Below are 23,939 nucleotides of genomic sequence, written 5' to 3' on the forward strand. Positions count from 1 at the left end.
CTTCAATCGCACTGGAAATTGGGATGTCATCTGAGATCATCGGCATGGAAGGACGGGCCGCTTTTGGCGCCTACGAGACCTGGTATCGGGTCAGTGGCGAACTCGGCGGCGAAAAGGCGCCTGTGGTGATCCTGCATGGCGGCCCGGGCGTCGCTCACAACTATGTCGATGCCTACAAGCTTCTTGCGCGAAGGGATCGCGCCGTCATCCACTACGACCAGTTGGGCTGCGGCAATTCCACCTTGCTGCCTGAGAAAGGCGCCGATTTCTGGACACCTGGGCTGTTCATCGACGAGCTTGAAAACCTCGTCGACCACCTCGGCATTCGGACAGGCTTCCACGTGCTCGGCCAGAGCTGGGGCGGTATGCTGGGCGCCGAATATGCCGTGACGCGGCCGCAAGGCCTGAAATCGCTGACCATAGCCAACTCACCGGCGTCCATGAAACTGTGGGTCGAAGAGGCCAACCGGTTGCGTGCGGATCTGCCCGCGGATGTGCAGGAGACCCTGACCCGACACGAACAGGCCGGCACGACGGACGATGCGGCTTACCAGGCTGCGACGATGGTGTTCTACGAGCGGCATGTCTGCCGGGTCGTGCCTTTCCCGCCCGAAGTCACGGAAAGTTTCGCCCAGGTCGTGCGCAATCCGACCGTCTATAATCTGATGAATGGGCCAAACGAGTTCCATGTCATCGGAACGCTGAGGAACTGGAGCATCGTCGAGCGCCTGCCGGCCATCGATGTTCCCACACTGATCATCTCCGGACGTCACGACGAGGCCACGCCCGCGACCGTGCAGCCCTACAAGGACGGCATCAAGGGGTCTCGCTGGGAGATATTCGAGCATTCCAGCCACATGCCGCATGTCGAAGAGCAAGATGCGTGCATGCGGGTGGTGGGAGACTTCCTGGACCACAACGATAACTGAAAAAAGGGGAATCAAGACATGAAGAAACTGCTTCTGGCGGCAACAGCCGCGGCATTGCTGGCCGGTACATGGCTGGCCCCGGCACAGGCCGAATATCTCAAGGAGCACCGAGGCGGCACCATCCGCCTGCTGGCCCGCTCCGCGGCCGGAACGCTCGATCCGCACATCAATTACACGGACCAGGGCTGGCAGATGTACCAGCCGATCTATGACGGCCTGGTGGCCTTCCGTAAGGCCGAGGGCATGGACGGCTTCACCATCGTCCCCGATCTGGCCGAGGCCCTGCCGCAGGTCAGCAATGACGGCAAGACCTTCACCTTCAAGCTGCGCAAGGGCATCAAGTTCTCCAGCGGCCAGGATCTTGGCGTAAAGGACGTCGTCGCTTCTTTCCAGCGCATCTTCAAGGTTTCCGGACCCACCTCCGGCACGTTCTATGCCGGCATCGTCGGGGCCGACAAATGCCTGGCCGACACCAAGAGCTGCACGCTGGAAGGCGGCGTTGTCGGCGACGAAGCGGCCGGCACCATCACCATCAACATCACCAAGCCGGATGCCGAGCTGCTCTACAAGCTTGCCTTGCCGCATGCCGTGGTCCTGCCGGCGGACACGCCCGCTGAAGACATGGGTTCCAAGCCCATTCCCAGCACCGGCGCGTACATGATCTCCGCCTTCGACCCGAACAAGGGCATGACGGTTTCCCGCAACCCCAATTTCAAGCAGTGGAGCGAAGAAGCCCAGCCGGACGGCTATCCGGATGTCGTCCAATATGATTTCGGCCTGTCCGAAGAGGCAGCCGTCACCGCGATCCAGAACGGCGAAGCGGACTGGATGTTCGACGCTCTGCCGAGCGACCGCCTGGGCGAACTGGGCAGCAAGTCCATGGACCAGCTGCACATCTCGCCGCTTTCGGCTTGGTGGTACGCGCCGCTGAACAACCGTCTCGCACCCTTCGACAATGAAAAAGCCCGCCAGGCCGTTGCCTATGCGATCGATCGCAACACGCTGGTCAAGCTGTTCGGCGGCAAGGTGCTGGCTTCGCCGGTCTGCCAGGTTCTGCCTCCGGACTTCCCCGGCCATGAAGACTATTGCCCCTTCACCAAGAATCCGGGCGCCAAATGGTCGGCCCCCGACCTCGACAAGGCAAAGCAGCTCGTTGAGGACTCCGGCACCAAGGGCCAGAAGGTGACCATCATCGTCGAGGACACCGCCATTTCGCGCTCCATCGGCGTCTATCTCCAGAGCGTGCTGACCAGCATCGGCTATGTCGCCGACGTCAAGCCGATCTCGTCGAACATCCAGTTCACCTATATCCAGAACACCAACAACAAGGTGCAGATGTCCGTCACCCAGTGGTACAAGGACTATCCGGCGGCTTCGGACTTCCTGAACATCCTGTTCAGCTGCGCCTCCTTCCGCGAAGGTTCGGACGCCTCGATCAACATCGCCGGCTTCTGCGACAAGGAAATCGACGCCAAGATGCAAAAGGCATTGGACCTCGGCGTCACCGATCAGAAAGCCGCCGATAAAATGTGGGCTGAAATCGACAGGCAGGTCACCGACAAGGCACCTGCCGTCGGCCTCTTCACGCCGAAGCGGCTCGATTTCGTCAGCAAACGTCTTGGCAATTTCAAGTTCAACCGGCAGTTCAACTGGATGATCACCCAATCCTGGGTACAGTAATGGCCTGGGTGCAGTAACGAACCGCGGAGGGGCACGTCCGTGTCGAACGTAGCTGTCGCCGCGCCGCGCAAAACGCGAGGGCCCTGGGCCGTCGCGTTTGCGAAGCTGGCAAGGGACAGGGCTGCCATGGCGTCGCTGGCCGTGTTCCTCCTCATCGTCCTTGCCTGCCTCAGTGCGCCTCTTTATGCGAAATGGGCAGGCGTGGACCCCTTCGCCTCGACGCTCGACGCCGTCATCCAGATCGACGGCGTCGACGTTCCAGTGATGGAACAGTCGACGGAGGGGCTCGGGCTTGGCTACACACCGCTCGGCCCGACCTGGCGGCTGGGCAATTACTTCCTCGGCGCCGACAGCCAGGGGCGCGATGTCATGGCCAGGATGCTCTATGGCGGGCTGAGCTCGCTGCTGATCTCCGGAGCAGCCACCATCTTCACCCTGATCCTGGGCACGGCGGCGGGATTGATCGCCGGCTATTTCGGCGGCGTCACCGACACGGTGCTGTCGCGCTTCCTCGACATACTGTGGGCGTTCCCCATTTATCTGCTGGCGATTTCGCTCTCCATCGTCACCATCGCGCATGGCATCACGATAGGACCGATCCAGATCGAGTCCGGCAGTCTGTGGCTGCCTGTCATCATCATCGGTATCGTCTACGTGCCCTATGTGGCTCGTCCGATACGCGGGCAGGTTCTGGCACTGCGCAAAAGCGAATTCGTGCTCGCCGCGATCAATCTGGGCGTGCCGGGATGGCGCATCCTGTGGCGCGACATCCTGCCCAACGTCACCACGACGCTGATCGTCTTCGTGCCGCTGATGATGGCGCTGAACATGCTCACGGAATCAGCCCTTTCCTTCATTTCGATCGGCGTGCAGCCGCCGGCCGCGAGCTGGGGCACCATTATCCAGGACGGACAGGCGCTGCTCTACACCAGGCCACTGGTGGCGCTGGTGCCGGGCCTGGCGATCGCGGTTTCCGTCATGGCGCTCAATGTCTTCGGCGACGGTCTGCGCGACGCGCTCGACCCGCGCTCCAAGGTTCGGCTGGGGCGCGACTGATGATCTACGCAATCCTGCGCCGGTTCGGCCAGATGCTGTTCGTGATGTTCGGCATCTCGGTCATCGTCTTCCTGATTTTCTTCGCCACGCCGGGCTCCGATCCGGCGGCGCGCATCGCCGGCCGCAATGCATCGCCCGAAGTGCTGGAGGCGGTACGCCACAGCTTCGGCTTCGACCGGCCGCTCTACGTGCAATATGTGACGATGATGGAGAAGATCTTCGTCACCGGCGATCTGACCTCCTTCGTCAATCGTGGCTGGAAGGTGGTGCCGGCGGTCATGGATTCGATCCCGGTCACGCTCTCGCTGGTGTTCGGAGCGGCGATCCTGTGGGTGGTCGTCTCCATCATCATCGGCATCGCCGCCGCCGCCACGCGCGGCAGCTGGCTGGATAAGCTGCTGATGGCGCTAGGGCTGCTCGGTATTTCGATGCCGGTGTACTGGCTGGGCGAGGTGATGAACCTGATCACCCAGAGCCGCTACCACGACAGCTGGGCGTTCTCCTGGGTGCCGCCGCTCGGCTACAAGAACTTCTCCGACGATCCAAAGGGCTGGTTCCTGACCCTGGTCATTCCGTGGATCACGCTGTCCATTCTCTACATCGGCATTTATGGGCGCGTGCTGCGCGCGGCGATCATCGAATCCCTGCAGGAGGACTATATCCGTACGGCCCGGGCCAAGGGCCTGTCGGAGACCCGCATCCTGCTGCGCCATGCCTTGCGCACGTCGCTCATCGCCTTCGTCACCTTGTTCGGCCTGGATTTCGGTGCGCTGGTCGGAGGCTCGGCCCTGCTGACGGAGGTGGTGTTCGGGCTGCACGGGATCGGCAAGCTCACTTATGACGCGCTGCAGAATCTCGATCTGCCGATGATCATGGCAACGGTGATGTACGCTTCGATGTTCGTGGTTGTTGCCAATGCGGTGGTCGATTTCGTCTACATCCTTCTCGATCCGCGCCTGAGGACATCATGATACTGTCGGTGCGCGACCTCAAAGTATCCTTCCGCACAAATGATGGCCTGGTGCGGGCCATCGATGGCGTTTCCTTCGACCTCGAGGAGAGCGAGATCCTCGGCGTCGTCGGTGAGTCCGGTTCCGGCAAGACCGTGTCGCTGCTGGCCGTCATGGGTTTGATCACCGATCCCAACGCCACCATCGAAGGCTCGATCCGTTACAAGGGCCGCGAACTGGTGGGACTGCCCGCGCGCGAACTGAGGCGGCTGCGCGGCAACGAGATCGCGATGATCTTCCAGGATCCGATGACCGCGTTGACACCTGTCTACACGATCGGCTGGCAGATCGCCGAACAGATCCGCGCGCATCGCAACATCAGCAAGTCCAAGGCGATGGAGCGCGTGGAGGAATTGCTGGCCGAGGTGAATTTTCCGAACCCGCACGAGGCGATGTCGCGCTACCCGCACCAACTGTCCGGCGGCATGCGTCAACGGGCGGTGATCGCAATGGCTTTGTCCTGCAATCCGGCGTTGCTGGTGGCTGACGAACCGACCACGGCGCTCGACGTCACCGTACAGGCCGGCATTCTCGATCTGGTGCGCAAGCTGCGCGCGACGCACAAGTCGGCGGTGGTCTTCATCACGCATGACATGGGCGTGGTCTCCGAACTCGCCGACCGGGTCATGGTCATGTATGCCGGCCGCGTGGTGGAGCGCGGCAGTCGCGCGGAGCTGTTTTCCGATCCGCGACACCCCTATACGCGCGCGCTGCTCGGTTCGATCCCGCCGCTGACCGGCGAAAAACCACGCCGCCTGCCGGCCATTCCCGGTTCGCCGCCGTCATTGCTGCGATTGCCGCAGGGCTGTGCGTTCGGTCCGCGGTGCCCGGTTCACTATGAGCCCTGCGAGGCCGGCAAACCCGACCTCGGGAGCGGCACTCATGCCGCGGCGTGCTTCAGGGTGGCACAGGCATGAGCGGATCGATGACCGACAAGAACCGCCCCATTATCGAGACGCGTTCGCTGGGCAAGCGCTTTTCCATCGGCAGCCGTTTTTCCGCCGAAGGCAAGCGAACCGTTCATGCGGTCGACAATGTTTCCCTGACCGTGTGGCGCGGCGAGACGGTCGGCCTGGTCGGCGAATCCGGATGCGGCAAGTCCACGCTGGCGCGCTGCCTGGTGAGGCTCTACGACATATCGGACGGCGAGCTTCTGTTCGAAGGCAACGATATCACCTCGAAGTCGCTGTCCGAACTCAGGCCGCTCCGGCGCCGCTTGCAAATGGTTTTCCAGGATCCGTCGGCATCGCTCAATCCGCGCCGGCGCGTCGGCGACCTGGTGGCCGAGCCGCTGCGCATCCATGGCAGGCTCTCGTCGAGCGAGATCACCAGACGCGTGGCGGAACTGTTCGACCTTGTCGGCCTGCTGCCGGATCACGTCATGCGGTTTCCGCACGAATTTTCCGGCGGGCAACGCCAGCGCGTCGGCATCGCGCGGGCTATTGCATTGAACCCGGACCTCGTGGTCCTCGACGAACCCGTCTCCGCGCTCGACGTGTCGGTGCAGGCGCAAATCGTCAACCTGCTTGCCGATCTGCAGGAGAAGCTCAATCTCACTTACATCTTCATCGCCCACGACCTGTCGGTGGTACGTCAGGTTTCAACCCGCATAGCGGTCATGTATCTCGGCTCGATCGTCGAAGAAGGGCCGGCGGAAGAAGTGTTTGCAGCACCGGCCCATCCCTATAGCCAGGCGCTGATCTCGGCGGTTCCTGTCGTGGAGACGACGCCCAGCGGGACGCGCAAGCGCATCATCCTCACCGGCGACGTACCGAGCCCTCTGAACCCTCCAACCGGCTGCCGTTTCCATCCCCGATGCCCGATCGCGGCGGAGCGCTGCCGTTCGGAGCGGCCGCAGTTGCGGGAATACCGACCCGGTCGCAAAGTCGCCTGCCACTTTCCGACGATGTAGGCGACACTCACCACCGCACAGGTGATCGCCTTCGCCTGACAGATTTCTCAAAAAATTCCATTTTTTGGCTGGAACCAACCGGCTGTTGGTGCGTTTAGTGGGGTTCGATCGAGCGCATTGCGGTCGACCGGGAGGAAACGATGGATCAATTGCATTTCTTTTCGCCCGTGCGGATTTCGCGCGGGCAAGGACACCCTGCGGAAGAAATCGATAGTGTTGCCGAAGCCATGATGTTCTTGCGGAAATGGCCAACGGGACGGCGCGGTCCGGTTTATCAGTGCGCGCTGAACTGTTGCTCGGCCGCTTTGTCGGGCCAGATGTCGGCCGAGGAAGCAAGGAAAGCGTTCACCGGCTTTGCCCGCATCACGCGCCTTCTCGACGATGACATGGCTTTGCCGGTAGGCAGCGAAGGCAAGGCAAGCGTGCACGCATTGCGGCGATAGGCTGTTGTCCTGACGGTCCTACAAGGTCTCGCGCTGCAGCGGCGCGGGATCTCGTTGTGCAATGCGCTCCGGGATGGGGCCTCGAAAGTTCGTCCTACATGGCGCACTTTCACAGCGGACGGTCGTCGTTCATGCTTACTTCAGTCACGAGCTTGCGGCGAAGCGCCATGGTGTAGTCGTCTGGCCCCTTCGGCGTCATGACGAAGGCCTGGGAACCGCCAATGACCGATTTGGCAAAATAGGATGCCAGAGGTTGGTCGGGATTCTCATCCTCCGTCGGGATGGCGATGGCATTGATCGTATATCCCTTGGCTATGGCGTTCGACCTGCTCGGCTGGACGGGAAGCCCGTCGTTGTTCTCGCCATTGGAGGAGATATCGATGACTTTCTTTGCGGCCTTTCCCGGGAACTGGTCGAGCAGGAGACTGCCGATGTCGATAGCCGAGGAGACGGATGTTCCGCCACGCCCTCTGCGGATGAAGCCGGTATCGCCTTTCCTGCTGATCACCGCAGCCGCCGCTTCGGCATCTTCCAGTCCGCAGATGCTTGTCCACGGCAGCACGACGCGCGCGTGTCCGGGGCTCGACCACTCAAAATAGGCAACGCCGATGCAACCAATATAATTCCGGCTGATGGCGGCGATGATCTCTGGCGAGGTGAGTGCCGCGGCATGTCCCTCGCGTTGCATATCGGCGATCTTCGGATCGATGGATGACGAAAAGTCGACCGCGAACACGATGGCGACGTCAACGTTCGCGGCATGGGCAGAGACCCCCCAAAACAGCGAAGCTGCAAGTATTCCTGTCATTCTCGAGATTGAACCGGCCGGCGTCAGGAGACTGCCCCAGCCTGTCATCCGCACCCGTTCGCGAAAGGGTGGGGGGCCGGCGTCCTGATGATACACACTGCCAAACATGTCATTCTCCATCTCGACATCCGGTCGTTTCAAAAAGCGGGTTCAACATGTGAAAATTTGGCGGGTGGCCTTGGTGCCCACGCCGAAGAGCAGCAGATCGGCCTTGGTCCACAAGAGATAACAGCCGAGCAAGGTCAGTGGCATGGCGAGGGCCGCGAAGGAGCCGCTCCACCAGACCTCAGGCAAAGCGCGGGCGAGGGCCACTGTCGTCGCCAGCATTGCCGGCAACCGGCTGGCGAGCACCGCACTGCGGAACGGATCGGGCCAAGCGGCCGGCCAGATCGAAATTGGCGTGCCGGGCCTGTGGAAGGTGCTGCCGAATTTGCCCAGCGCATGCAGCAGGCCGGAGGTCGCCGCAAGCAATGGATCGCCGAGCAGCAACAGGGCAATGCCGAGCCCGATCGCACCCAGGCCCGACAGGAAGTCGCCTAGACGGTTGAGGGCGGGATCGGGAGCATCCGGCCTTGCCCAGGCCCGGTGATAGGCCTCGCCGCCCCAGAAGAAGACCAGGGTGGTCAAGGTCAGCGCAACAGTGCCATGGCTGCCAGCGAAATATTCGATCACCGCCATGGTGACGCTGCTTCCCTCATGCAAGCCGACCGGCGCGGTGGCAATCTGGATCGCCAGACCGACAATGAGGCCGAGCGCATTGCCGCTGTTGTAGTAGCCACCCGGTCCCTTCATGCGGGCGCGAAGCGCCGATACCAAATGTGCGACCGGAAGAAGGATTGTCCGCGCATCCATCACTGCGCCCCCGCGACAAGTCCGGCCGGGTCTGGAATACGTTTCGCATCACCGGCAAGGGCCATCACATTCCTCCACTGGACCTGAATTGTTGGGATGACGATCGCCCGCCCAATTTGCGGCGGCAGCTGCAAAGGCAGGGGCCGCGTCGAAGGGTTGAACCGAAGCGGTTCGCAAGGACGTGCGTGCCTGCGGCGCTCGGTTCGACATTGCAACGGACAGGATGGCACCCAGGATGATGCCGGCACCCAAGACGCTCGCGGACGAGCTCCGCTCGCCGAGAAAGATTGCCGCGCCCAGCGCCCCGAAAACGCTTTCTGCGCTGACGATCACGGCGGCGTGGCTGGCCGGCGTAAAGCGGAGGGCAACCGTCTGTATGCCGAAGGCAATCGCAGTGGAGAACACGCCGAGGATCGCCAGTTCCGGGCCGGCTGCGAATGCGGCGGCCAGCGACAGATTGCCTTGCATTGCACCGAGCGGCAGGGCGAAGGCTGCGGCGCCGAAGAACTGTGTCGCGGCAGCGGTGAACGGCCGCGCATGCACCTGCATGTGCCGGCCCAGCTCGACTGCCCAGAGCGCATAGCAGGCAGCCGAGAGCACAGCGGTAAGATCGCCACTGCTGAACCCGGCTATCCCATCCGACAACAGCAGGGCTCCAACAAGGGTCAATCCGGCGGCGATTGTAAGACTCGCTGTCGGACGTTCGCCTACGAGAAACCAGGCGGCCAGCGGTGTCATTACCGTTGCCGTGCTTACCAGGAAGCTCGCATTGGTGACGGAGGCCCCGAGATAGCAAAGCTGCTGGAGCGTGATGGAGATGGCAAACAGCGCGCCCACCTTGGCCAAGCTGGAAAAATAGTCCGGCCCGAGCGGAAGCCGCTTCTCCATGAAGACAAAGGGCAGCACAAGCAGCCCGCCGATCAGGCATCGCAGACCCACAGCACTCAGCGCGTCGAGATGCACAAGCACCATCTTTTGCGAGACATTGCCGAAGCCCCACAAAGCGGCTGCAAACAGCAGCAGCAAATTGGCTCTTGTCCTGGACACGCGCCCCCCTCGAACCAAGCCTTTCGTTGACTTGGTCGCCTTAATTTAGCAAAGCCTAAACAGCCTGCCGTTACGGCAGCGCTTGAGCGCGAAGGCCGACTGTTGCGAAGCGTTAGTTTTGAGTTAGGATTTCGTCAGGCTGGGATAGCAAATGCAAAGTGAGGACAGCGGCGCTGCAAATAGAATCTCACTCTTCGGCGGTTTCCGGATTGAAAATGAAACGGCCGGCCCGCTTCGGCTGACCGGGAAACGAGGGCCGGCAATCATCGGCTATCTGGCCCGGTGTCCGGGCATGGCGGCGACGCGGGAGAGGCTGGCTGACCTCCTATGGGGCGACAGCGACGCTGAACATTCGCGCAACAGCCTTCGGCAGGCCCTCAGTGTCCTGCGCCAGGATCTGGCGCGAGAGGGGGTGGATCTCATCCATTCCAGCGGTGAGTTGATCGCCCTGAGGCCAGAGCTGGTTCAAGTCGACGTGGAGAAGTTCGAAACGGGTCTCTCGGCCCGTTCCGCCCAGGAGCTGGCGAAGGCCTTGGCGAACTACACCGGGCCCTTCCTCGACGGGCTTTATCTGGGAAGCAATGCGTTCGATGACTGGATCACATCGGAACGCGACAGGCTGCTCGGCCGCGCGCTTGAGTCCTTCGAAAAACTGGCCCGTCTCGTCGACCCCGATGCCGGGCTGATCCTGGCCGATCGTATTCTGACCATGGAACCGACACGGGAGGAATCCTATCGGCTCAAGATGGAATTGCTGCTCGCATGTGGCCAACGCGACAGGGCAATCAGGACATACGAAGCTTGCAGAAGCATGCTGAAGAAGGAGTTCGGCGTCGAAGCCGGCCCTGAAACGCGGGCGCTTTGGCAATCTCTGTTGCTTGCCGCCGACGACGCTTCAAATGTGCAGTCGACAAATGGTGTTCCGTCCAGCCAGCGCCTTGGGCGTCCGTCCATCAGCGTTGCCGACTTCGTTAATCTGACCGGAAAGCAAGGCGACGACTTTTTCGCCAAGGGACTTGTCCAGGACATCACGACAGCCCTCTCCGGAGTGGCCGACTATGTCGTGCTCGCCGCGCTTCCGTCCGAGAAGAGCGGCCCAGGCGAAGAAGCCAAGACACCAGGGATACTCCGGGCGCGATATATGCTCAGCGGCAGCGTCCAGAGATCCGGCAATGGGTTGAGGGTGAATGTCCAGCTCGTCGATGCCGCCGGCGGCCACCACGTCTGGGCCCAGAAGTTCGACGGCCACTCCGAGAACGCGCTCGAATTCCAGGACAGGATCGCACAATCTGTTGTTCTTGCCGTGATCCTCGAACTTCAACTGACCAACTGGAAGGTTCGAGACAAAAGCCCGCCAGGGATCCCTGAAGTGCGCAGGCTGGTGAACGAAGCCCTCATGAAATATTTTGAGATGACTCGGGACTCACTTTTGGTCGGGATAGAGCTTGCCGAGAGGGCCTTCTCGATAGGTCCCGACAATGCCCGTGCAAAGCGGACGCTCTCGATCGTGATATCCATGGGCGTGGCGTTTGGTGCGCTGCCTCGGGAGCGTGGGGTGATCGAGCGTGCGGTCGAGCTTGCGGAAGCCGCAGTACGGGCGGTACCGGACGATGAAATTGCCCGATGTATTCTGTCGTTCGCTCTCGAAAGTTGCGGTCGCATCGACGAGGCGATCGCCGAATGCCGCCACGCGATCAGCCTCAACCCAAGCTACCCAACTGGCCACGGCGATATTTCGATGCTCTTTGCGTTGCGCGGACAGGTCGACGAAGCGGTGCGTGAGGCCAACGAAGCAATCCGGCTCGGAACGCACGATGTCATCGACTTCTGGCGCCACCACGGCCTGGTTGTGGCGCTCTTCGCTGGCGGAGACAACCAGCGGGCGCTCGAAGCCGCCCGCAAAGTGGTCAGGACAAAGCCTGGCTTCGTTCGCGGCGCCCTTTATTGGGCCGCGACCGCATCGGCCACCGGAAACAACGAAGAAGCGTCCCGGGCCATCCACCATTGCCTGTCACAACTTCCGCATCTCAATCTGAGCAATGTCTGCCCTGGCTTTGTGCCGCGCTATGTAAAGGATCATCATCATTCCCGGTTCCTTGAGATGCTGTCGAGGGCTGGCCTTCCCAGTTCCTAGCCACATCGTTGGCGCAGACACCGTCATACGAAGCTGGAGGGTTCCGTCCTCCGCCCAGGCATCGAAAGCAGACGACGCGTTGGCATTTCCGGCCAGGTCGACCTATACGCCACCCTGCGATTGAGGTATTCGGCGCCGCACGCCGTCGCGCCGGCCAGTCATCCGCCGAATTTGCGGCTTGGGCCTATCATGGCGCGTGATAGAGTCCGTACGACGCGATCCAACCTGTCGAAGTTATGAAGCATGAAAGATTATCAAAGGTTTAGGATAGCCATAGCGCCCATGATGGACTGGACGGACCGGCATTGCCGGTTCTTCCACCGCCAGCTGTCGAGCCATGCGCTGCTTTACACCGAGATGGTGGTGGCCGACGCCGTCATCCATGGCGCACGCGAGCGTCTGCTCGGCTTCGATGCGTCAGAACATCCGGTCGCGCTGCAGCTCGGCGGCTCGGATCGCGAAAAACTCGCCGAGGCGGCGCGCATCGGCGAGGCCTTTGGCTATGACGAGATCAACCTCAATGTCGGCTGTCCGTCAGACCGCGTCCAGTCGGGCACGTTCGGCGCCTGCCTGATGAAGGTGCCGGACCTCGTTGCCGGCTGTGTCGCGGCAATGAAGGCGGCGGTGACAATTCCCGTGACCGTCAAATGCCGCATCGGCGTCGACGAGCAGGATCCGGAGCCGGCCCTCGATGCGTTGGCGGATGGAGTTTTCGACGCCGGCGCCGACGCATTGTGGGTGCATGCGCGCAAGGCGTGGCTGGAAGGGCTGAGCCCCAAGGAAAACCGTGACATCCCGCCGCTCGACTACAACAGAGTTTATCGGCTGAAGGCTAGAAAACCTAACGAATTCATTGGCATCAATGGCGGCATTCAGACGATCGAAGAGGCGTTGGCGCATCTCGACCATGTCGATGGCGCCATGCTTGGCCGCGCCGCTTACCACACGCCCGGCATTCTGGCTGGCGTCGATGCCGCTTTCTACGGCGTCCAGTCCGAGCCGTTCGATTTCGCCGCGCTGATCGATACGATGGCGGACTATGCGGCACGTCATATCGAGCAGGGTGGGCGGCTTGGACATGTCACCCGCCACATGGTCGGACTGTTCCATGGCTTGTCCGGCGCGCGCCGCTACCGGCAGATCCTGTCCACCGACGCGACAAAACCCGGCGCCGGCCCGGACGTGCTGAAGGCGGCTTTCGCGGCCGTCGAGCTCGGCGGAGCGGCAGCCGAAGCGGCTTGAGATTCCGGGATCAGTCCCTGAGGATCATGCGGTCGCCGCGCACGTCAAAACCCGACAATGAACCGATGAAGTTCATGCCGAGCAGGCTCTGGCTGAGCATGCCGGGTGCGGCGATCATCACCGACATATCCCTGCGCGTGATGCCGCCGATCGCAATCTGATCGGTTTTCACGGCCGCGGCGCGTGCCATGCCGTTGGCGGTCGAAACCGGTATGGTGTAATTGAGCGCCGCTGGATTGAATCCGGCGGCTTGTGCGTCTTCGGACGTCAGCACGGTGCTGGTCGCGCCGGTATCCACCACGGCCCGGACCGGGTTGCCGTTGACCAGGATGCGCGCTTCGAAATGGCCGTTGTCCGCCTTGTCGAGCGTCACCGTGGCGTGGCCGTCTTCGACGCCAAGCGCAAGCGGGCTGCCGGGAACAAGGCCCGCGGTCACCCGGCTGGCGACATCCTGCAGCTCATAGCGATACTGGTAACCGGCGATCAGCGCGAGCGCGATGGCCGCCCAGGCGCCAAGGTTGCGGGCCATGGCGCCCAGGGGCCTACCCGAGCGAAGCAGGCCGGCGCCGATAAGGGCGCCAAAGGCGCCGAGCCAGATCAGCCGGCTCAAATCGTTGTTCTCCACGCCGAGGGTGCTGCCGGCGGAATCATTGAGCATGAGCAGGACTGCTCCCACCCCGATCGCGGCCATCAATATCCAGAACAACCGGCTCATCCGCACCTCACGACAGCGCGTCGCGTTCGCGCGCCATGCGGGTGCGGCGCGTTTCCCGGCGCGGCCGGCGCTCGACCGTTTCCAGCCGGGCCGGCAATTCAGCCATGACGCTGCGGCGCGTTTCCGGCGTCATCCCGATCCAGGCGCCGATTTCCTCGCGCGTGCGGCCGCACCCGAAACAGAAGCCGGTTTTCATGTCGATCGAGCAGACCAGGATGCACGGGGATTCGATGGCCGTCATGACTTTCTCTTGGGCTTCCATCCGCAATCCCTTGTTCCACCTCCACATGGTGCAACGGCAAAGCCAATGCAAGCCCTCGCGATTGCGCCCTGCGGGGCCGGCTTTGCGGCAAATGCAGGCCCATCATCCCAGAGGTTGTGCCAACCCCGCAAGGCGGCTATGCCGCTTACCAACTCCAGGGAATGATCGATAACAAGATGACCAGCGCACTGCCTTTCGACGATTTTCGCAACTTGTTGGCCAATCTGCCGGCGGCCGACACGGCAGCCGAGACCCGCGTGCGCACGCTGTTTGCCAAGGCCGACAAACCGGGCAATTCGCTTGGCCGCATCGAGGACATCACCGCCTGGCTGGCCGCCTGGAGCGGGCGGGCTCCGCCCGCGGTGACAAGACCGCTGATGGCGGTCTTTGCCGGCAATCACGGCGTCACGCGCCACGGCATTTCGCCACGGCCGGTGGCGGCGACCGCCAACGCGGTCGAACTTTGCGCCGCCGGAGGTGCCGCGATCAACCAGATCTGCATTGCCTACGATCTCGGACTTAAGGTTTTCGATCTTGCCCTGCACATCCCGACCGCCGACATCACCGAAGAGGCCGCGCTGGACGAGCGTGGCTGTGCCGCCACCATGGCCTTCGGCATGGAAGCGATCGCCGGCGGCACCGACCTTTTGTGTCTCGGCGATCTCGGCGTCGGCAACTCCACCGTCGCCGCCACCCTGTTTGCGGCGCTGTTCGGGGGCAGGGGCGCCGATTGGGCCGGCCCGGGGTCAGGCGCCGATACGGCGATGCAGGCACGCAAGGCGGACGTGGTCGATGCGGCGCTGGCTTTTCATGGCGGCCATCTCGGCGACCCGCTCGAGGCGCTGCGCCGGGTCGGCGGCCGGGAATTCGCGGCGATCGCCGGTGCCATCCTGGCCGCGCGGATGCAGAATATCCCGGTGCTGCTCGACGGATTGGCGGCAACGGCAGCAGCAGCGGTACTGCATGGCGTCAACCCCACCGCGCTCGACCATTGCCTGCTGGCCAGCCTGTCGCCGGAACCCGCGCATGCACGCGCCGCCCAACGGCTCGGCCTGCGCCCGTTGCTTGATCTGGGCATCAGCCATGGCGAAGGGGCAGGGGCCGCCCTTGCCGCGGGTCTGGTCAAGGCCGCCGCCCTGACCAGTTCGGGCATGGCTGCGGCGGTACGGGCTTAGAGACTTGACATGCTAGCGCCGGAGATTGGGAATGCGATAGATGACGGCGTTGTATTTTGCATTGGAGCGGCTGCCGACTATTACGCCTCCAAGGCGTTCCGCTATTCTTCTGCTGGCCACGTTCCTTTCGGCTACCGGATATTCGAAGCAGTCCGGTTCTAGTGCCTCGGAGGCCCACTCCGCGACAGCAGCAACTGCCTCTTGGCCAATGCCGTTTCCTTGAGCGTCTTCCCTGATCCAGATCCCGAGTTCGGGACATACGGTCTTCGCGCCATGAAGGCCGACAAGTCCCAGACAGCGATCGTCCGCCAAGGCACGCACAACAAAGTGCAAATCCGATCCGTCCTGGATTGGCGACAGCCAGGATCGCCATACTTCGGCAAAGGTCGCCAGTGATCGAGGTGGTTCCCACTGCATGAAATGGGTGATGGCGGGAGTGATGGCGAAAAAGAGGTCTTCAGCGTCGTCGGCTGTAAACAGCCTCAAGCGAAGGCGGTCCGAGTTGATCTCTATGCCACCGACATGCCAGTCACCTTCTGCCATCGTGGGGTGCCGTCCTTCTTGCTGGCCATCGACACAGTCCGCCGCGACGCTTACCGCCGTCGAGCCGCCACCGCCGCGGTCGGCAGTGCTGGCAGTTCCTCCATCACCCGGCTGAGCGGGAAGATGGCGATCGCCTCGGTCCCTTCGCGCAGCTTGGAAAGAAGCTCGAACTCGCCGCCATGCATGGCGAGCAGCCCTTGCACGATCGGCAGGCCAAGGCCGGTGCCTTGCTCGGCGCTCTTGATGGCAATGGAGCCCTGGCCGAAGGCGGAAAGCACGATCGGGATCTCGTCTTCCGGTATGCCCGGCCCGTTGTCCTTGATCGAAATGTATTGTCCGCCGCCCGCGGTCCAACCAACGCGGACACGGATTTCGCCGCCGGTGGCGGTGAACTTGATGGCATTAGACAGAAGGTTGAGCGTGATCTGTCGCACCGCACGCTCATCGGCGAAAAGGCGTGGCAACTGATGTTCGAAATCCTGGACGACCCGGATATCCTTGTTGCGCGCCCTCAACTCCATCATGTGACAGCAATCCTCGACGATACCAAGCAGCATCACCGGCTCTTCGTTGAGCTGGTAGCGGCCGGCTTCGATGCGCGACAGGTCGAGAATCTCGTTGATCAGGTCGAGCAGATGCTGGCCGGATTCGTGCACGTCATGGGCGTAGTCGCGATAGGTGGGATTGCTCATCGGCCCCAGCACCTCGTTCGACATCACTTCGGAAAAACCGAGAATGGCGTTGAGCGGCGTGCGCAATTCGTGGCTCATCGAAGCGAGGAACCGCGATTTCGCCAGATTGGCGTCCTCGGCCCGCCGCCGCGCCTCGTCCGACATCGATTTCGCCGTCTCCAGTTCGGCGATCAGCGCATCCTTTTCGGAGCGGAACGACAACATCATCAGGGACGAGTGGTTGAGATGACGGGCCACATAGGCCAAGAACGGCAGCGAGACGACCAGCAACGCGGCCATGATCGCCTCGACCGGCATCCATAGCTTGGCGCCGGCATAGGCGTAGAGCGCCACGGGAACGGCAAAGGTCGCCAGCAGCGCCCCGCGCAGAGACGAGGTCATCACCGCGGTCGCTGCCATGGCGAACAACAGCACCACGGCCTTGACGATGTGGAACGGATCGACCTCGCAGACGCTGCAGCCAAGCCACACGAACCATGCCCAGCCGAGACCGCACAGGAAATGGCCGATCAGGAATTCCCGCCGTGCTTGCAAAGGGTTGAGCTCGGAAGCTTCAGTGCGCTCGATGCGCCGCGCCATGAAGGCAACGATAGTGTAGCAGGTTAGCGTGAACAGCGCCCAAAGCCCGATCTCATTGCCGATTCCGGCCAGCCGGCCACCCGCGGCAATCGCCAGCACGAGAAGCGGGATGGCGATGGCGCCGCTTGTCATCGCTCGGGCGTGCAGCTTCAGCAGTTCGCGATCGAAATCGGGATTGCCGGCCTGCTGCGAAAGACGGTCACGCGTCTTGCGCACCGCGCGCGCGACATCGCTGTTGCGATGGCGTTTCCTGCGGTCCACAATGAACTTGTCCGCTGTGTTCGAGCGTTGCAAGGGCATCAAAACTTCAATTTATGCGAGCAGCGGTTTCCAAGTGTTAAGCTACGTTCGAATGATTAACCAACCGTTTGCCATATGAGCCGTTCATGGTCGCCGAGGCCGCGCCGGCGATACGTTGCGCGCCCCAGAAGCCTGTGGCGCCGGCTGGTGGATTACGGGCTTGCCGTCATCATCCTCGGACTGCTGATCCTGCTGGCGGCCCGCCTCGACCGGGTGGAGAAACGCAAGACGCAAGGCGTGGCAATCATCAACGACGGCGATTCGATCACGCTTGGCACCGAGCGTATCCGCATGCGCGGCATCGATGCTCCGGAATATACGCAGACCTGTCGCAAGAACGGCGCGGACTATTCCTGCGGCACGCTTGCGCGTCAGTCGCTCGTTCGCCTGATCGCCGGCAAGCCCGTCTCTTGTACCGGCTGGCAGCGTGATCGTTATGGCCGGCTGCTCGGCGACTGCACCGCCGGCGGCAAGGATCTCAACCGCGCGCAGGTCGAGGCGGGCTGGGCGGTTGCCTATGGCGACTTCGAGAGCGAGGAAGCCATCGCCCGCGCGGCAAAGGCCGGCATCTGGGCGGGAACGTTCGATCAGCCGCAGAATTGGCGAGACAGCCATCACGGCGAAGTCGTCGAGAAGAAGCACGGCACACTGGCGTCGATCGGCGATGCCGTGCGCGAGATTTTTCGCTTCTGGTGATGCGCATCCTGGAACTGGAACCGAGGACGAACAGGAGGATGGAATGAAGCTCTTCGACGGTGGCCGGGCGCCCAATCCAAGGCGGGTCCGCGTTTTCCTGGCCGAGAAAGGCATCGAGGTTCCGCAGGTGCCCATCGATATGGGCGCGTTGGAACACAGGCAACAGGCGGTCAGCTCGCGCAACCCCTTGCAGCGTCTGCCGGTGCTGGAACTCGACGACGGCACCGTCATCACCGAATCCGTCGCCATCTGCCGCTATTTCGAGGAACTGCATCCGGAGCCCGCTTTGTTCGGGCGTGGCGCACTCGGCAAGGCGCAGGTCGAGATGTGGCAGAGGCGGATGGAATTCAATTTGCTCAGCTGCGTCACGCAGGCCTTCCGGCACATCCATCCGGCCATGAAGGAATGGGAAATCCCGCAGGTCCCTGAATGGGGTGAGGCCAACAAGCCGAAGGCCGTGGCGTTCCTCAGGCTGCTGGACGGCGAACTGGGCAGCCGGGAGTTCATCGCCGGTGACAGCTATTCGATCGCCGACATCACCGGCCTGATCGCTGTCGACTTCATGAAGCCGGCACGCATCAAGGTACCGGATGAGTGCGCGAATGTGTTGCGCTGGCATCAAGCCGTTTCCAGCCGGCCGAGCGCATCAGCCTGAGAATGACTGCCGAACTCGAAAACCTCGTCGCCAGGGTCCGCGCCTGCCGCATCTGCGTGGAAAATCCGGCCGGCAAGCCGTTGCCGCATGAGCCGCGACCAGTGCTGCGCCCATCATCCACCGCCCGGATCCTGATCGCCAGCCAGGCGCCCGGCACCAAGGTGCATCTGTCGGGCATGCCGTTCACCGACGCTTCCGGCGACCGCCTGCGCAGCTGGCTTGGCGTGACGAGCGACGAATTCTACGACATCGAAAAATTCGCAATCGTCCCGATGGGCTTCTGCTTTCCCGGCCAGGATGCCAAGGGGGGAGATCTGCCGCCGAGGCGCGAATGCGCGGCGGCCTGGCGCGCACCTTTGATGGCCTCTATGCCACGGATCGATCTGGTGCTGACGATCGGTATCTACGCGCAGTCCTGGCACATGGGTGCGGCGCGCCGGCCCTCACTGACGGAAACGGTCATGGACTGGCGCTCCATCTGGGAGAATTCCATCGGTCCGAAAGTGCTGCCGCTGCCGCATCCCTCGTGGCGCAACACGGGCTGGCTGAAGAAGAATCCGTGGTTTGAAATGGATTTGCTGCCTTTTCTGCGTTCGGAAATCCGCTATCGCCTCGGCTGACCTTTCAGCAAGAAATCACTCGCTTTTTGCCCGATCAGCAGAATTTCTTTCTTGTGAAAGGCCTGGATAAGGCAGAGTATAGGCATTCTATACCCTTGGGAGCACGATATGGATCGCCTCGATAGAAAAATTCTCCGCCTCTTGCAGGAGGACGCGACACTCGCGGTCGCCGATGTCGCCAAGAAAGTCGGGCTGTCGACGACGCCTTGCTGGAGACGCATCCAGAAGCTCGAGGAAGAGGGCGTCATCAAGCGGCGCGTTGCCATTCTCGACCATGAAAAGGTCAATGTGCGCGTCACCGTCTTCGTGTCGATCCGCACCAATTCGCATAGCCATGAATGGCTGCGGCGTTTCTCGGAAGTCATCCAGGAGTTTCCCGAGGTGGTCGAGTTCTACCGCATGAGCGGCGACGTCGATTATCTCCTGCGCGTCGTGGTGCCCGACATCGCGGCCTATGACGCCTTCTACAAACGGCTGATCGCCAAGATCGAAATCCGTGATGTGTCGTCGTCCTTCGCCATGGAGCAGATCAAGTACACGACCGAAATCCCGCTCGACTACATGGTTCTGGACAAGGAATCGGGTGCCAACGCTGCCTGAGCTGAACGTCACATAAAGTCATCCCGGTTAGTTCTTCTTTTTGTTGAGGAAACTCCAGGGTGAGTTCACCGGCAGAGTGATCGTATCCGGCACGGTCTCGACGCTCACCACATCTGCCTTGCGCACGCTGTAGCCAGACTGGATGATGCTGACGCCGTCGAGGATGAACAGCTGGCTCTTCTCCATGTCCGGCTTCAGCGCGCCGGTGACCGCTACAGGCTGATAGGCCTCGGACATCTTGTAGGGACGGGCCGGCGTAACCAGGACAATCTGGTTGGGCGGCGGCGTCGGCATGTGACTGCAGGCACCCGTCCAGGGTACCAGCAGGAACTGGTAGACAAGATCACCGTCGCGATCGACCGGCAATGCGTAGCCGGCTAGCTGAATGCTTTTGTCCTGAAGATTGACGGACAGCGTTTCGCCATGGTCGGGCAATTTTGCCGCGATCATCGGCAGCCCGACGTTTTCGGCGGCGGATTGCGTAGCCGGACGCAGATCCTTCCAGAATATGTGCGCAGTCTCGGCCGAGGCATCGGCGGCAGCGGACACAAACAAAGCGGCAGCGAGCGCCAGGGTTGATTTTAGAGGATTGCTCATCGGCCGCTTCCTTTGAGCCTCAAGTAAAGACGCCGCTGCCAAAGACGTCAACGCTCGAGGCGCATCACATGTCGGCAGCCACTTCACATGTCGGCGAGATCCTGACATGGCGGAACGCGCGCCGTCAGCCTTTCCTGGCGGCGATCCGCGCGAGCGTCTTGGCATTGGTCAGCTCCCTTACGGCGTCCTTGCCGATCCAGCGCGCCGTCTTGTCTGCCGACTGCGCCAGCCGTTCGGCGACAGCCAGGGCGGCACCGTGCATGTTCATCGATCGCTTACCGATCGACCGAAGCGCCCAGTTCACGGCTTTCTTCACGAAATTGCGGCTGTCGTTCGCGTGCGTTTCGATGATCGGCAGGAAGGAGAGGAAGGTCGCCCCTGGCTCCTGCTTCCGGTGGACGACAGACCAGGCCATCATGGCGAAGGCCGTGCGCCGAACGAACTCCCGCTCGTCGGCCGCAAACTCGGCGATCAGTTCTTTCCAGGCGTCCGTATCGACAAAGAGATCCGAGACGCCGTCGACGATGTCCCAGGAGTCGAAACTAGCCGCCCATCGCCTTGCATCTTCAGCAGAAAACCGTTTCGGGTCAGCTGTGACGGAGGCAATGAACTGCGCCTCCATGATGCCGCTGTCCCATAGCTCGAAGGCGCGCTCGTGGTTGCGTTTGATCGTCCGCGCGATCTGCCGCTGCATGCCGTGCGAGATGCCAAGTGCACGGTCGATCTTGATGCCGTAGCGCAACATGCCGAGGCGGTTCTGCTCGGATCCGATGGCGCGAAGATGGGCGACGATTTCCGCGGCACTGGATTGAGGCGAGAGCTCTGCCACGGCAGAGACCTATTTTTCGAGACGGGCGAGCAGCGAGGACGTGTCCCAGCGCTTGCCGCCCATCGCCTGCACATCCTTGTAGAACTGGTCGACGAGTGCGGTGACCGGCAGTCTGGCGCCATTGCGGTCGGCCTCGGCCAGGCAGATGCCGAGATCCTTGCGCATCCAGTCGACGGCGAAGCCGAAATCATATTTGCCGGCGTTCATCGTCTTGTGGCGGTTCTCCATCTGCCAGGAGCCCGCGGCGCCCTTGGAAATCACCTCGATCACCTTCTCGATGTCGAGCCCGGCCTTCTTGCCGAAATGGATGCCTTCGGCCAAGCCCTGGACGAGACCGGCTATGGTGATCTGGTTGATCATTTTGGTGAGCTGGCCGGCACCGGCCGACCCCATCAAGCCGACCATGCGCGCAAAAGCGTCGATGACAGGCTTCGCTTTGTCGAAAGCGTCCTGCTCGCCGCCGACCATCACGGTCAGCACGCCGTTCTCGGCGCCGGCCTGGCCGCCCGAGACCGGCGCATCGAGAAACGAAAACCCGCCGGCTTGCGCCGCCGCTGCCAGCTCGCGAGCGACCTCGGCCGAGGCGGTGGTGTTGTCGATGAAGACCGAACCCTTCTTCATCGATTTGAAGGCGCCTTCCGGACCGGTCGTCACCGAACGCAGATCGTCGTCATTGCCGACGCAGGAGAACACAAAATCCTTGCCCTCGGCGGCCTGCGCGGGGGTCGCCGCCAGGCTACCGCCATGCTGGCCAACCCATTGCTCGGCCTTGGCCTTGGTGCGGTTGTAGACGGTGACGTCATGGCCGCCCTTGTTCTTCAAGTGTCCGGCCATCGGATAGCCCATCACGCCAAGACCGAGAAATGCCACAGATGCCATGAGCTTGCCCTTCAGAATGGAAACGGAATTTGCTGCGAAAGCTCTAGGCTCTGCGCTCAATTCGTCAAGACGCGTATAGCCTGATCGACTGGTGCAGCTGAATTGAAAATCGTCAGCGTTTCAGGTGAACGGTGATCCGGCGCTCGATCCATTCGACGCCATGCCGCAAGATCTCGACCATCACCAGATAGACGAGGGCGACCCAGATATAGGCCTGGATGTCGAACGAGTTGGCGAAGGCGAGCTTGGCGTTGCCCATCAGATCGTAGACCGTGATGATGGCGACGATGGCGGACGCCTTGACCATCAGGATCAGTTCGTTGCCATAGGGCCGCAAGGCGACGATCAAGGCTTGCGGCAGGATGATCTTGCGCAACGTCTGCAGCTTATGCAGGCCAAGCGAGGCCGCCCCTTCCCATTGCCCTCTTGGCACGCTCTCTATGGCGCCGCGCAGAATCTCCGCCTGGTAGGCGGCCGTGTTGAGCGCAAAGGCAAAGACGCCGCAATTGAACGCGTCCTTGAAAAAATCCCAGAGGCCGACCGACTGGAGTTCGACGCGGAACGAGCCCAATCCGTAGTAGACCAGATAGGTCTGGACCAGCAGCGGCGTGCCGCGGAAGAAATAGACGTAGCAATAGGCGAGGCCGGACAGGATCCGGTTGCTGGACATGCGCCCGTAAGCGACGGGCACCGACAGGATCGCGCCGAGTACCATCGATATGGAAACCAGCGCCAGCGTGACCCCAAGCCCGCTCAGATAAGCCGGCGCATATTTGGCAAAGAAATCGGGATTCCAGGCAAGGAAGAGATAGCTGACGATGCCGATACCGAACAAAATCCATAGGCCCACCAGCGCGTAACCGGCGATACGCCTGCGCGGCCAGCCGCGCGCCCGTGGCGGCGGACGTTCGACCATGGTGGCCGTGGCGCTCATCGCTGCGCCTCCCGCCGGCCAAGCGAGCGCAGGATCGCATTGGTGGCGAAGGACGACAGGACGGCCAGGCCAAGAAAGACCAGCGAGGCGACGCCGAAGAACAGGAAAGCGTGCTTGGTGACGCGGGCCGCAATGCTGGCATTGCGCAGCGTCTCGGCCAGGCCGACGACCGACACCAGCGACGTGTCCTTGAGCAGGCTGAGCCAGCAGTTCTCCAGTCCAGGAAACGCGATGCGCAGCAGTTGCGGCACGATCACCTTGCGCATGGTCAGCCAGTTCGAAAGACCGATGGCATAGCCGCCCTCATACTGGCCTTTGGGAATGGCGCGGAAGGCGGAAAGGAAAACCTCACTGGCATAGGAGGAGAAGATCAGTGCAAGCACGATCATGCCGGCGACAAAGCTGTTGACGTCGATGGTGACGTCAGGCCGGAAATACCTGACGAGATGCTGCAGCAGGATCGGCATGCCAAAAAAGAACAGGAAGAGCGTCACCAGTTCCGGCAGGCCGCGAAAGACGGTGGTGTAGATGTTGGCGGCAAGGCGCAGCGACGGTTCTTCGGACTGCTTGGCGAGTGCAATGAAAAAGCCGATCGTCAATCCGATGGGCAGCGTGGCAAGCGCCAACGCAATGGTGATCAGTGCGCCATAGGCAATATCGTCAAGCCAGCCTTCAGGTCCCCAACTGAGAAGTGTCCATATGCTCTGGGCTGGCATCGACCGGTCTTATCCCCACGGCATTCCCAAGACG

The 23,939-nt window shown here is 62.1% G+C and carries 26 protein-coding genes; 14 read left to right on the forward strand and 12 right to left on the reverse strand.

Features of this window, described 5'->3' with window-relative positions; all coding sequences use genetic code 11:
- Nucleotides 1–23 precede the first annotated feature (23 nt).
- From M729_RS0110975 to M729_RS0111005, 7 genes are all read left to right on the forward strand, one after another.
- Nucleotides 24–929 (forward strand): proline iminopeptidase-family hydrolase, encoded by a 906-nt coding sequence (locus M729_RS0110975; RefSeq protein ID WP_027161573.1) that lies wholly within the window; start codon nucleotides 24–26, stop codon nucleotides 927–929.
- Nucleotides 930–947: 18 nt separating this feature from the next.
- Nucleotides 948–2,609: an ABC transporter substrate-binding protein gene (locus tag M729_RS0110980; protein WP_024503325.1), complete on the forward strand. Its 1,662-nt coding sequence runs from the start codon at nucleotides 948–950 to the stop codon at nucleotides 2,607–2,609.
- A 39-nt stretch (nucleotides 2,610–2,648) separates the two neighbouring features.
- Entirely contained in the window at nucleotides 2,649–3,665 is a 1,017-nt protein-coding gene (locus M729_RS0110985) for an ABC transporter permease (RefSeq protein ID WP_027161574.1), read from the forward strand.
- Nucleotides 3,665–4,636 carry an ABC transporter permease gene (locus M729_RS0110990; RefSeq protein ID WP_013531725.1) on the forward strand — a complete coding sequence of 324 codons (972 nt, stop codon included), beginning with the start codon at nucleotides 3,665–3,667 and terminating at the stop codon, nucleotides 4,634–4,636. The genes M729_RS0110985 and M729_RS0110990 overlap by 1 nt, the downstream gene beginning before the upstream one ends.
- Complete coding sequence (locus M729_RS01000000134835; RefSeq protein WP_024503324.1) at nucleotides 4,633–5,592, forward strand: ABC transporter ATP-binding protein; 960 nt, start codon at nucleotides 4,633–4,635, stop codon at nucleotides 5,590–5,592. Before M729_RS0110990 ends, M729_RS01000000134835 begins: the two co-directional genes overlap by 4 nt.
- 8 nt (nucleotides 5,593–5,600) lie before the next feature.
- Nucleotides 5,601–6,587 carry a dipeptide ABC transporter ATP-binding protein gene (locus tag M729_RS0111000; protein WP_027161575.1) on the forward strand — a complete coding sequence of 329 codons (987 nt, stop codon included), beginning with the start codon at nucleotides 5,601–5,603 and terminating at the stop codon, nucleotides 6,585–6,587.
- 140 nt (nucleotides 6,588–6,727) lie between these two features.
- Nucleotides 6,728–7,030 (forward strand): DUF982 domain-containing protein, encoded by a 303-nt coding sequence (locus M729_RS0111005; protein ID WP_027161576.1) that lies wholly within the window; start codon nucleotides 6,728–6,730, stop codon nucleotides 7,028–7,030.
- A 109-nt stretch (nucleotides 7,031–7,139) separates the two neighbouring features.
- On the opposite strand, the gene M729_RS0111010 is transcribed toward M729_RS0111005, so the two are convergent.
- From M729_RS0111010 to M729_RS0111020, 3 genes are all read right to left on the reverse strand, one after another.
- Nucleotides 7,140–7,838 (reverse strand): DUF1194 domain-containing protein, encoded by a 699-nt coding sequence (locus M729_RS0111010; protein ID WP_050596214.1) that lies wholly within the window; start codon nucleotides 7,836–7,838, stop codon nucleotides 7,140–7,142.
- 150 nt (nucleotides 7,839–7,988) lie between these two features.
- The gene (locus M729_RS0111015) at nucleotides 7,989–8,690 is read right to left on the reverse strand and encodes a hypothetical protein (protein WP_086081341.1); all 702 of its coding nucleotides are present in this window, start codon (nucleotides 8,688–8,690) and stop codon (nucleotides 7,989–7,991) included.
- A gap of 48 nt (nucleotides 8,691–8,738) precedes the next feature.
- Entirely contained in the window at nucleotides 8,739–9,737 is a 999-nt protein-coding gene (locus M729_RS0111020) for a DMT family transporter (protein ID WP_013531720.1), read from the reverse strand.
- A gap of 151 nt (nucleotides 9,738–9,888) precedes the next feature.
- Here M729_RS0111020 and M729_RS0111025 point away from each other — a divergent pair, with 151 nt between their 5' ends.
- Nucleotides 9,889–11,871: a BTAD domain-containing putative transcriptional regulator gene (locus M729_RS0111025; protein ID WP_027161579.1), complete on the forward strand. Its 1,983-nt coding sequence runs from the start codon at nucleotides 9,889–9,891 to the stop codon at nucleotides 11,869–11,871.
- A 243-nt stretch (nucleotides 11,872–12,114) separates the two neighbouring features.
- The gene (dusA, locus tag M729_RS0111030) at nucleotides 12,115–13,113 is read left to right on the forward strand and encodes a tRNA dihydrouridine(20/20a) synthase DusA (RefSeq protein WP_027161580.1); all 999 of its coding nucleotides are present in this window, start codon (nucleotides 12,115–12,117) and stop codon (nucleotides 13,111–13,113) included.
- Nucleotides 13,114–13,123: 10 nt separating this feature from the next.
- On the opposite strand, the gene M729_RS0111035 is transcribed toward dusA, so the two are convergent.
- Both M729_RS0111035 and M729_RS0111040 read right to left on the reverse strand, forming a co-directional pair.
- Nucleotides 13,124–13,828: a TIGR02281 family clan AA aspartic protease gene (locus M729_RS0111035; RefSeq protein ID WP_027161581.1), complete on the reverse strand. Its 705-nt coding sequence runs from the start codon at nucleotides 13,826–13,828 to the stop codon at nucleotides 13,124–13,126.
- Between the two features lie 7 nt (nucleotides 13,829–13,835).
- Complete coding sequence (locus tag M729_RS0111040) at nucleotides 13,836–14,069, reverse strand: DUF1289 domain-containing protein (protein WP_024503316.1); 234 nt, start codon at nucleotides 14,067–14,069, stop codon at nucleotides 13,836–13,838.
- A 197-nt stretch (nucleotides 14,070–14,266) separates the two neighbouring features.
- On the opposite strand from M729_RS0111040, the gene M729_RS0111045 reads away from it, so the two are divergent.
- Nucleotides 14,267–15,265 carry a nicotinate-nucleotide--dimethylbenzimidazole phosphoribosyltransferase gene (locus tag M729_RS0111045; protein ID WP_027161582.1) on the forward strand — a complete coding sequence of 333 codons (999 nt, stop codon included), beginning with the start codon at nucleotides 14,267–14,269 and terminating at the stop codon, nucleotides 15,263–15,265.
- 12 nt (nucleotides 15,266–15,277) lie between these two features.
- Here the strand turns inward: M729_RS0111045 and M729_RS0111050 are convergent, their stop codons facing one another.
- Both M729_RS0111050 and M729_RS0111055 read right to left on the reverse strand, forming a co-directional pair.
- Nucleotides 15,278–15,808, reverse strand: a complete 531-nt coding sequence (locus M729_RS0111050; RefSeq protein ID WP_032808244.1) for a GNAT family N-acetyltransferase — start codon at nucleotides 15,806–15,808, stop codon at nucleotides 15,278–15,280.
- 50 nt (nucleotides 15,809–15,858) lie between these two features.
- Nucleotides 15,859–17,379 (reverse strand): HAMP domain-containing sensor histidine kinase, encoded by a 1,521-nt coding sequence (locus tag M729_RS0111055; protein WP_027161584.1) that lies wholly within the window; start codon nucleotides 17,377–17,379, stop codon nucleotides 15,859–15,861.
- 75 nt (nucleotides 17,380–17,454) lie between these two features.
- On the opposite strand from M729_RS0111055, the gene M729_RS0111060 reads away from it, so the two are divergent.
- The 4 genes from M729_RS0111060 (at nucleotide 17,455) to M729_RS0111075 (ending at nucleotide 19,950) form a co-directional block, all read left to right on the forward strand.
- On the forward strand, nucleotides 17,455–18,075 hold the full coding sequence (locus tag M729_RS0111060; RefSeq protein WP_027161585.1) for a thermonuclease family protein: 621 nt from the start codon (nucleotides 17,455–17,457) through the stop codon (nucleotides 18,073–18,075).
- Nucleotides 18,076–18,118: 43 nt separating this feature from the next.
- A complete protein-coding gene (locus M729_RS0111065) occupies nucleotides 18,119–18,730 on the forward strand; it encodes a glutathione S-transferase (RefSeq protein WP_027161586.1) in 612 nt (203 codons plus the stop codon).
- A 2-nt stretch (nucleotides 18,731–18,732) separates the two neighbouring features.
- On the forward strand, nucleotides 18,733–19,350 hold the full coding sequence (locus M729_RS0111070) for a uracil-DNA glycosylase family protein (protein ID WP_024503311.1): 618 nt from the start codon (nucleotides 18,733–18,735) through the stop codon (nucleotides 19,348–19,350).
- 108 nt (nucleotides 19,351–19,458) lie between these two features.
- The gene (locus M729_RS0111075) at nucleotides 19,459–19,950 is read left to right on the forward strand and encodes an Lrp/AsnC family transcriptional regulator (protein ID WP_006205209.1); all 492 of its coding nucleotides are present in this window, start codon (nucleotides 19,459–19,461) and stop codon (nucleotides 19,948–19,950) included.
- Between the two features lie 27 nt (nucleotides 19,951–19,977).
- Here the strand turns inward: M729_RS0111075 and M729_RS0111080 are convergent, their stop codons facing one another.
- The 5 genes from M729_RS0111080 to M729_RS0111100 all read right to left on the reverse strand — a co-directional run bounded on the left by M729_RS0111080 (nucleotide 19,978) and on the right by M729_RS0111100 (nucleotide 23,905).
- Complete coding sequence (locus M729_RS0111080; RefSeq protein WP_013531710.1) at nucleotides 19,978–20,547, reverse strand: DUF3299 domain-containing protein; 570 nt, start codon at nucleotides 20,545–20,547, stop codon at nucleotides 19,978–19,980.
- A 124-nt stretch (nucleotides 20,548–20,671) separates the two neighbouring features.
- Nucleotides 20,672–21,376, reverse strand: a complete 705-nt coding sequence (locus M729_RS0111085; protein ID WP_027161587.1) for a DNA alkylation repair protein — start codon at nucleotides 21,374–21,376, stop codon at nucleotides 20,672–20,674.
- Between the two features lie 9 nt (nucleotides 21,377–21,385).
- A complete protein-coding gene (locus M729_RS0111090; protein ID WP_013531708.1) occupies nucleotides 21,386–22,255 on the reverse strand; it encodes an NAD(P)-dependent oxidoreductase in 870 nt (289 codons plus the stop codon).
- A 112-nt stretch (nucleotides 22,256–22,367) separates the two neighbouring features.
- A complete protein-coding gene (locus M729_RS0111095) occupies nucleotides 22,368–23,189 on the reverse strand; it encodes an ABC transporter permease (protein ID WP_024503307.1) in 822 nt (273 codons plus the stop codon).
- Entirely contained in the window at nucleotides 23,186–23,905 is a 720-nt protein-coding gene (locus M729_RS0111100) for an ABC transporter permease (protein ID WP_024503306.1), read from the reverse strand. The genes M729_RS0111095 and M729_RS0111100 overlap by 4 nt, the downstream gene beginning before the upstream one ends.
- Nucleotides 23,906–23,939: the final 34 nt, after the last annotated feature.

The sequence above is a fragment of the Mesorhizobium sp. WSM1293 genome, assembly GCF_000513875.1.
In the GTDB taxonomy this organism is placed as follows: domain Bacteria; phylum Pseudomonadota; class Alphaproteobacteria; order Rhizobiales; family Rhizobiaceae; genus Mesorhizobium; species Mesorhizobium ciceri.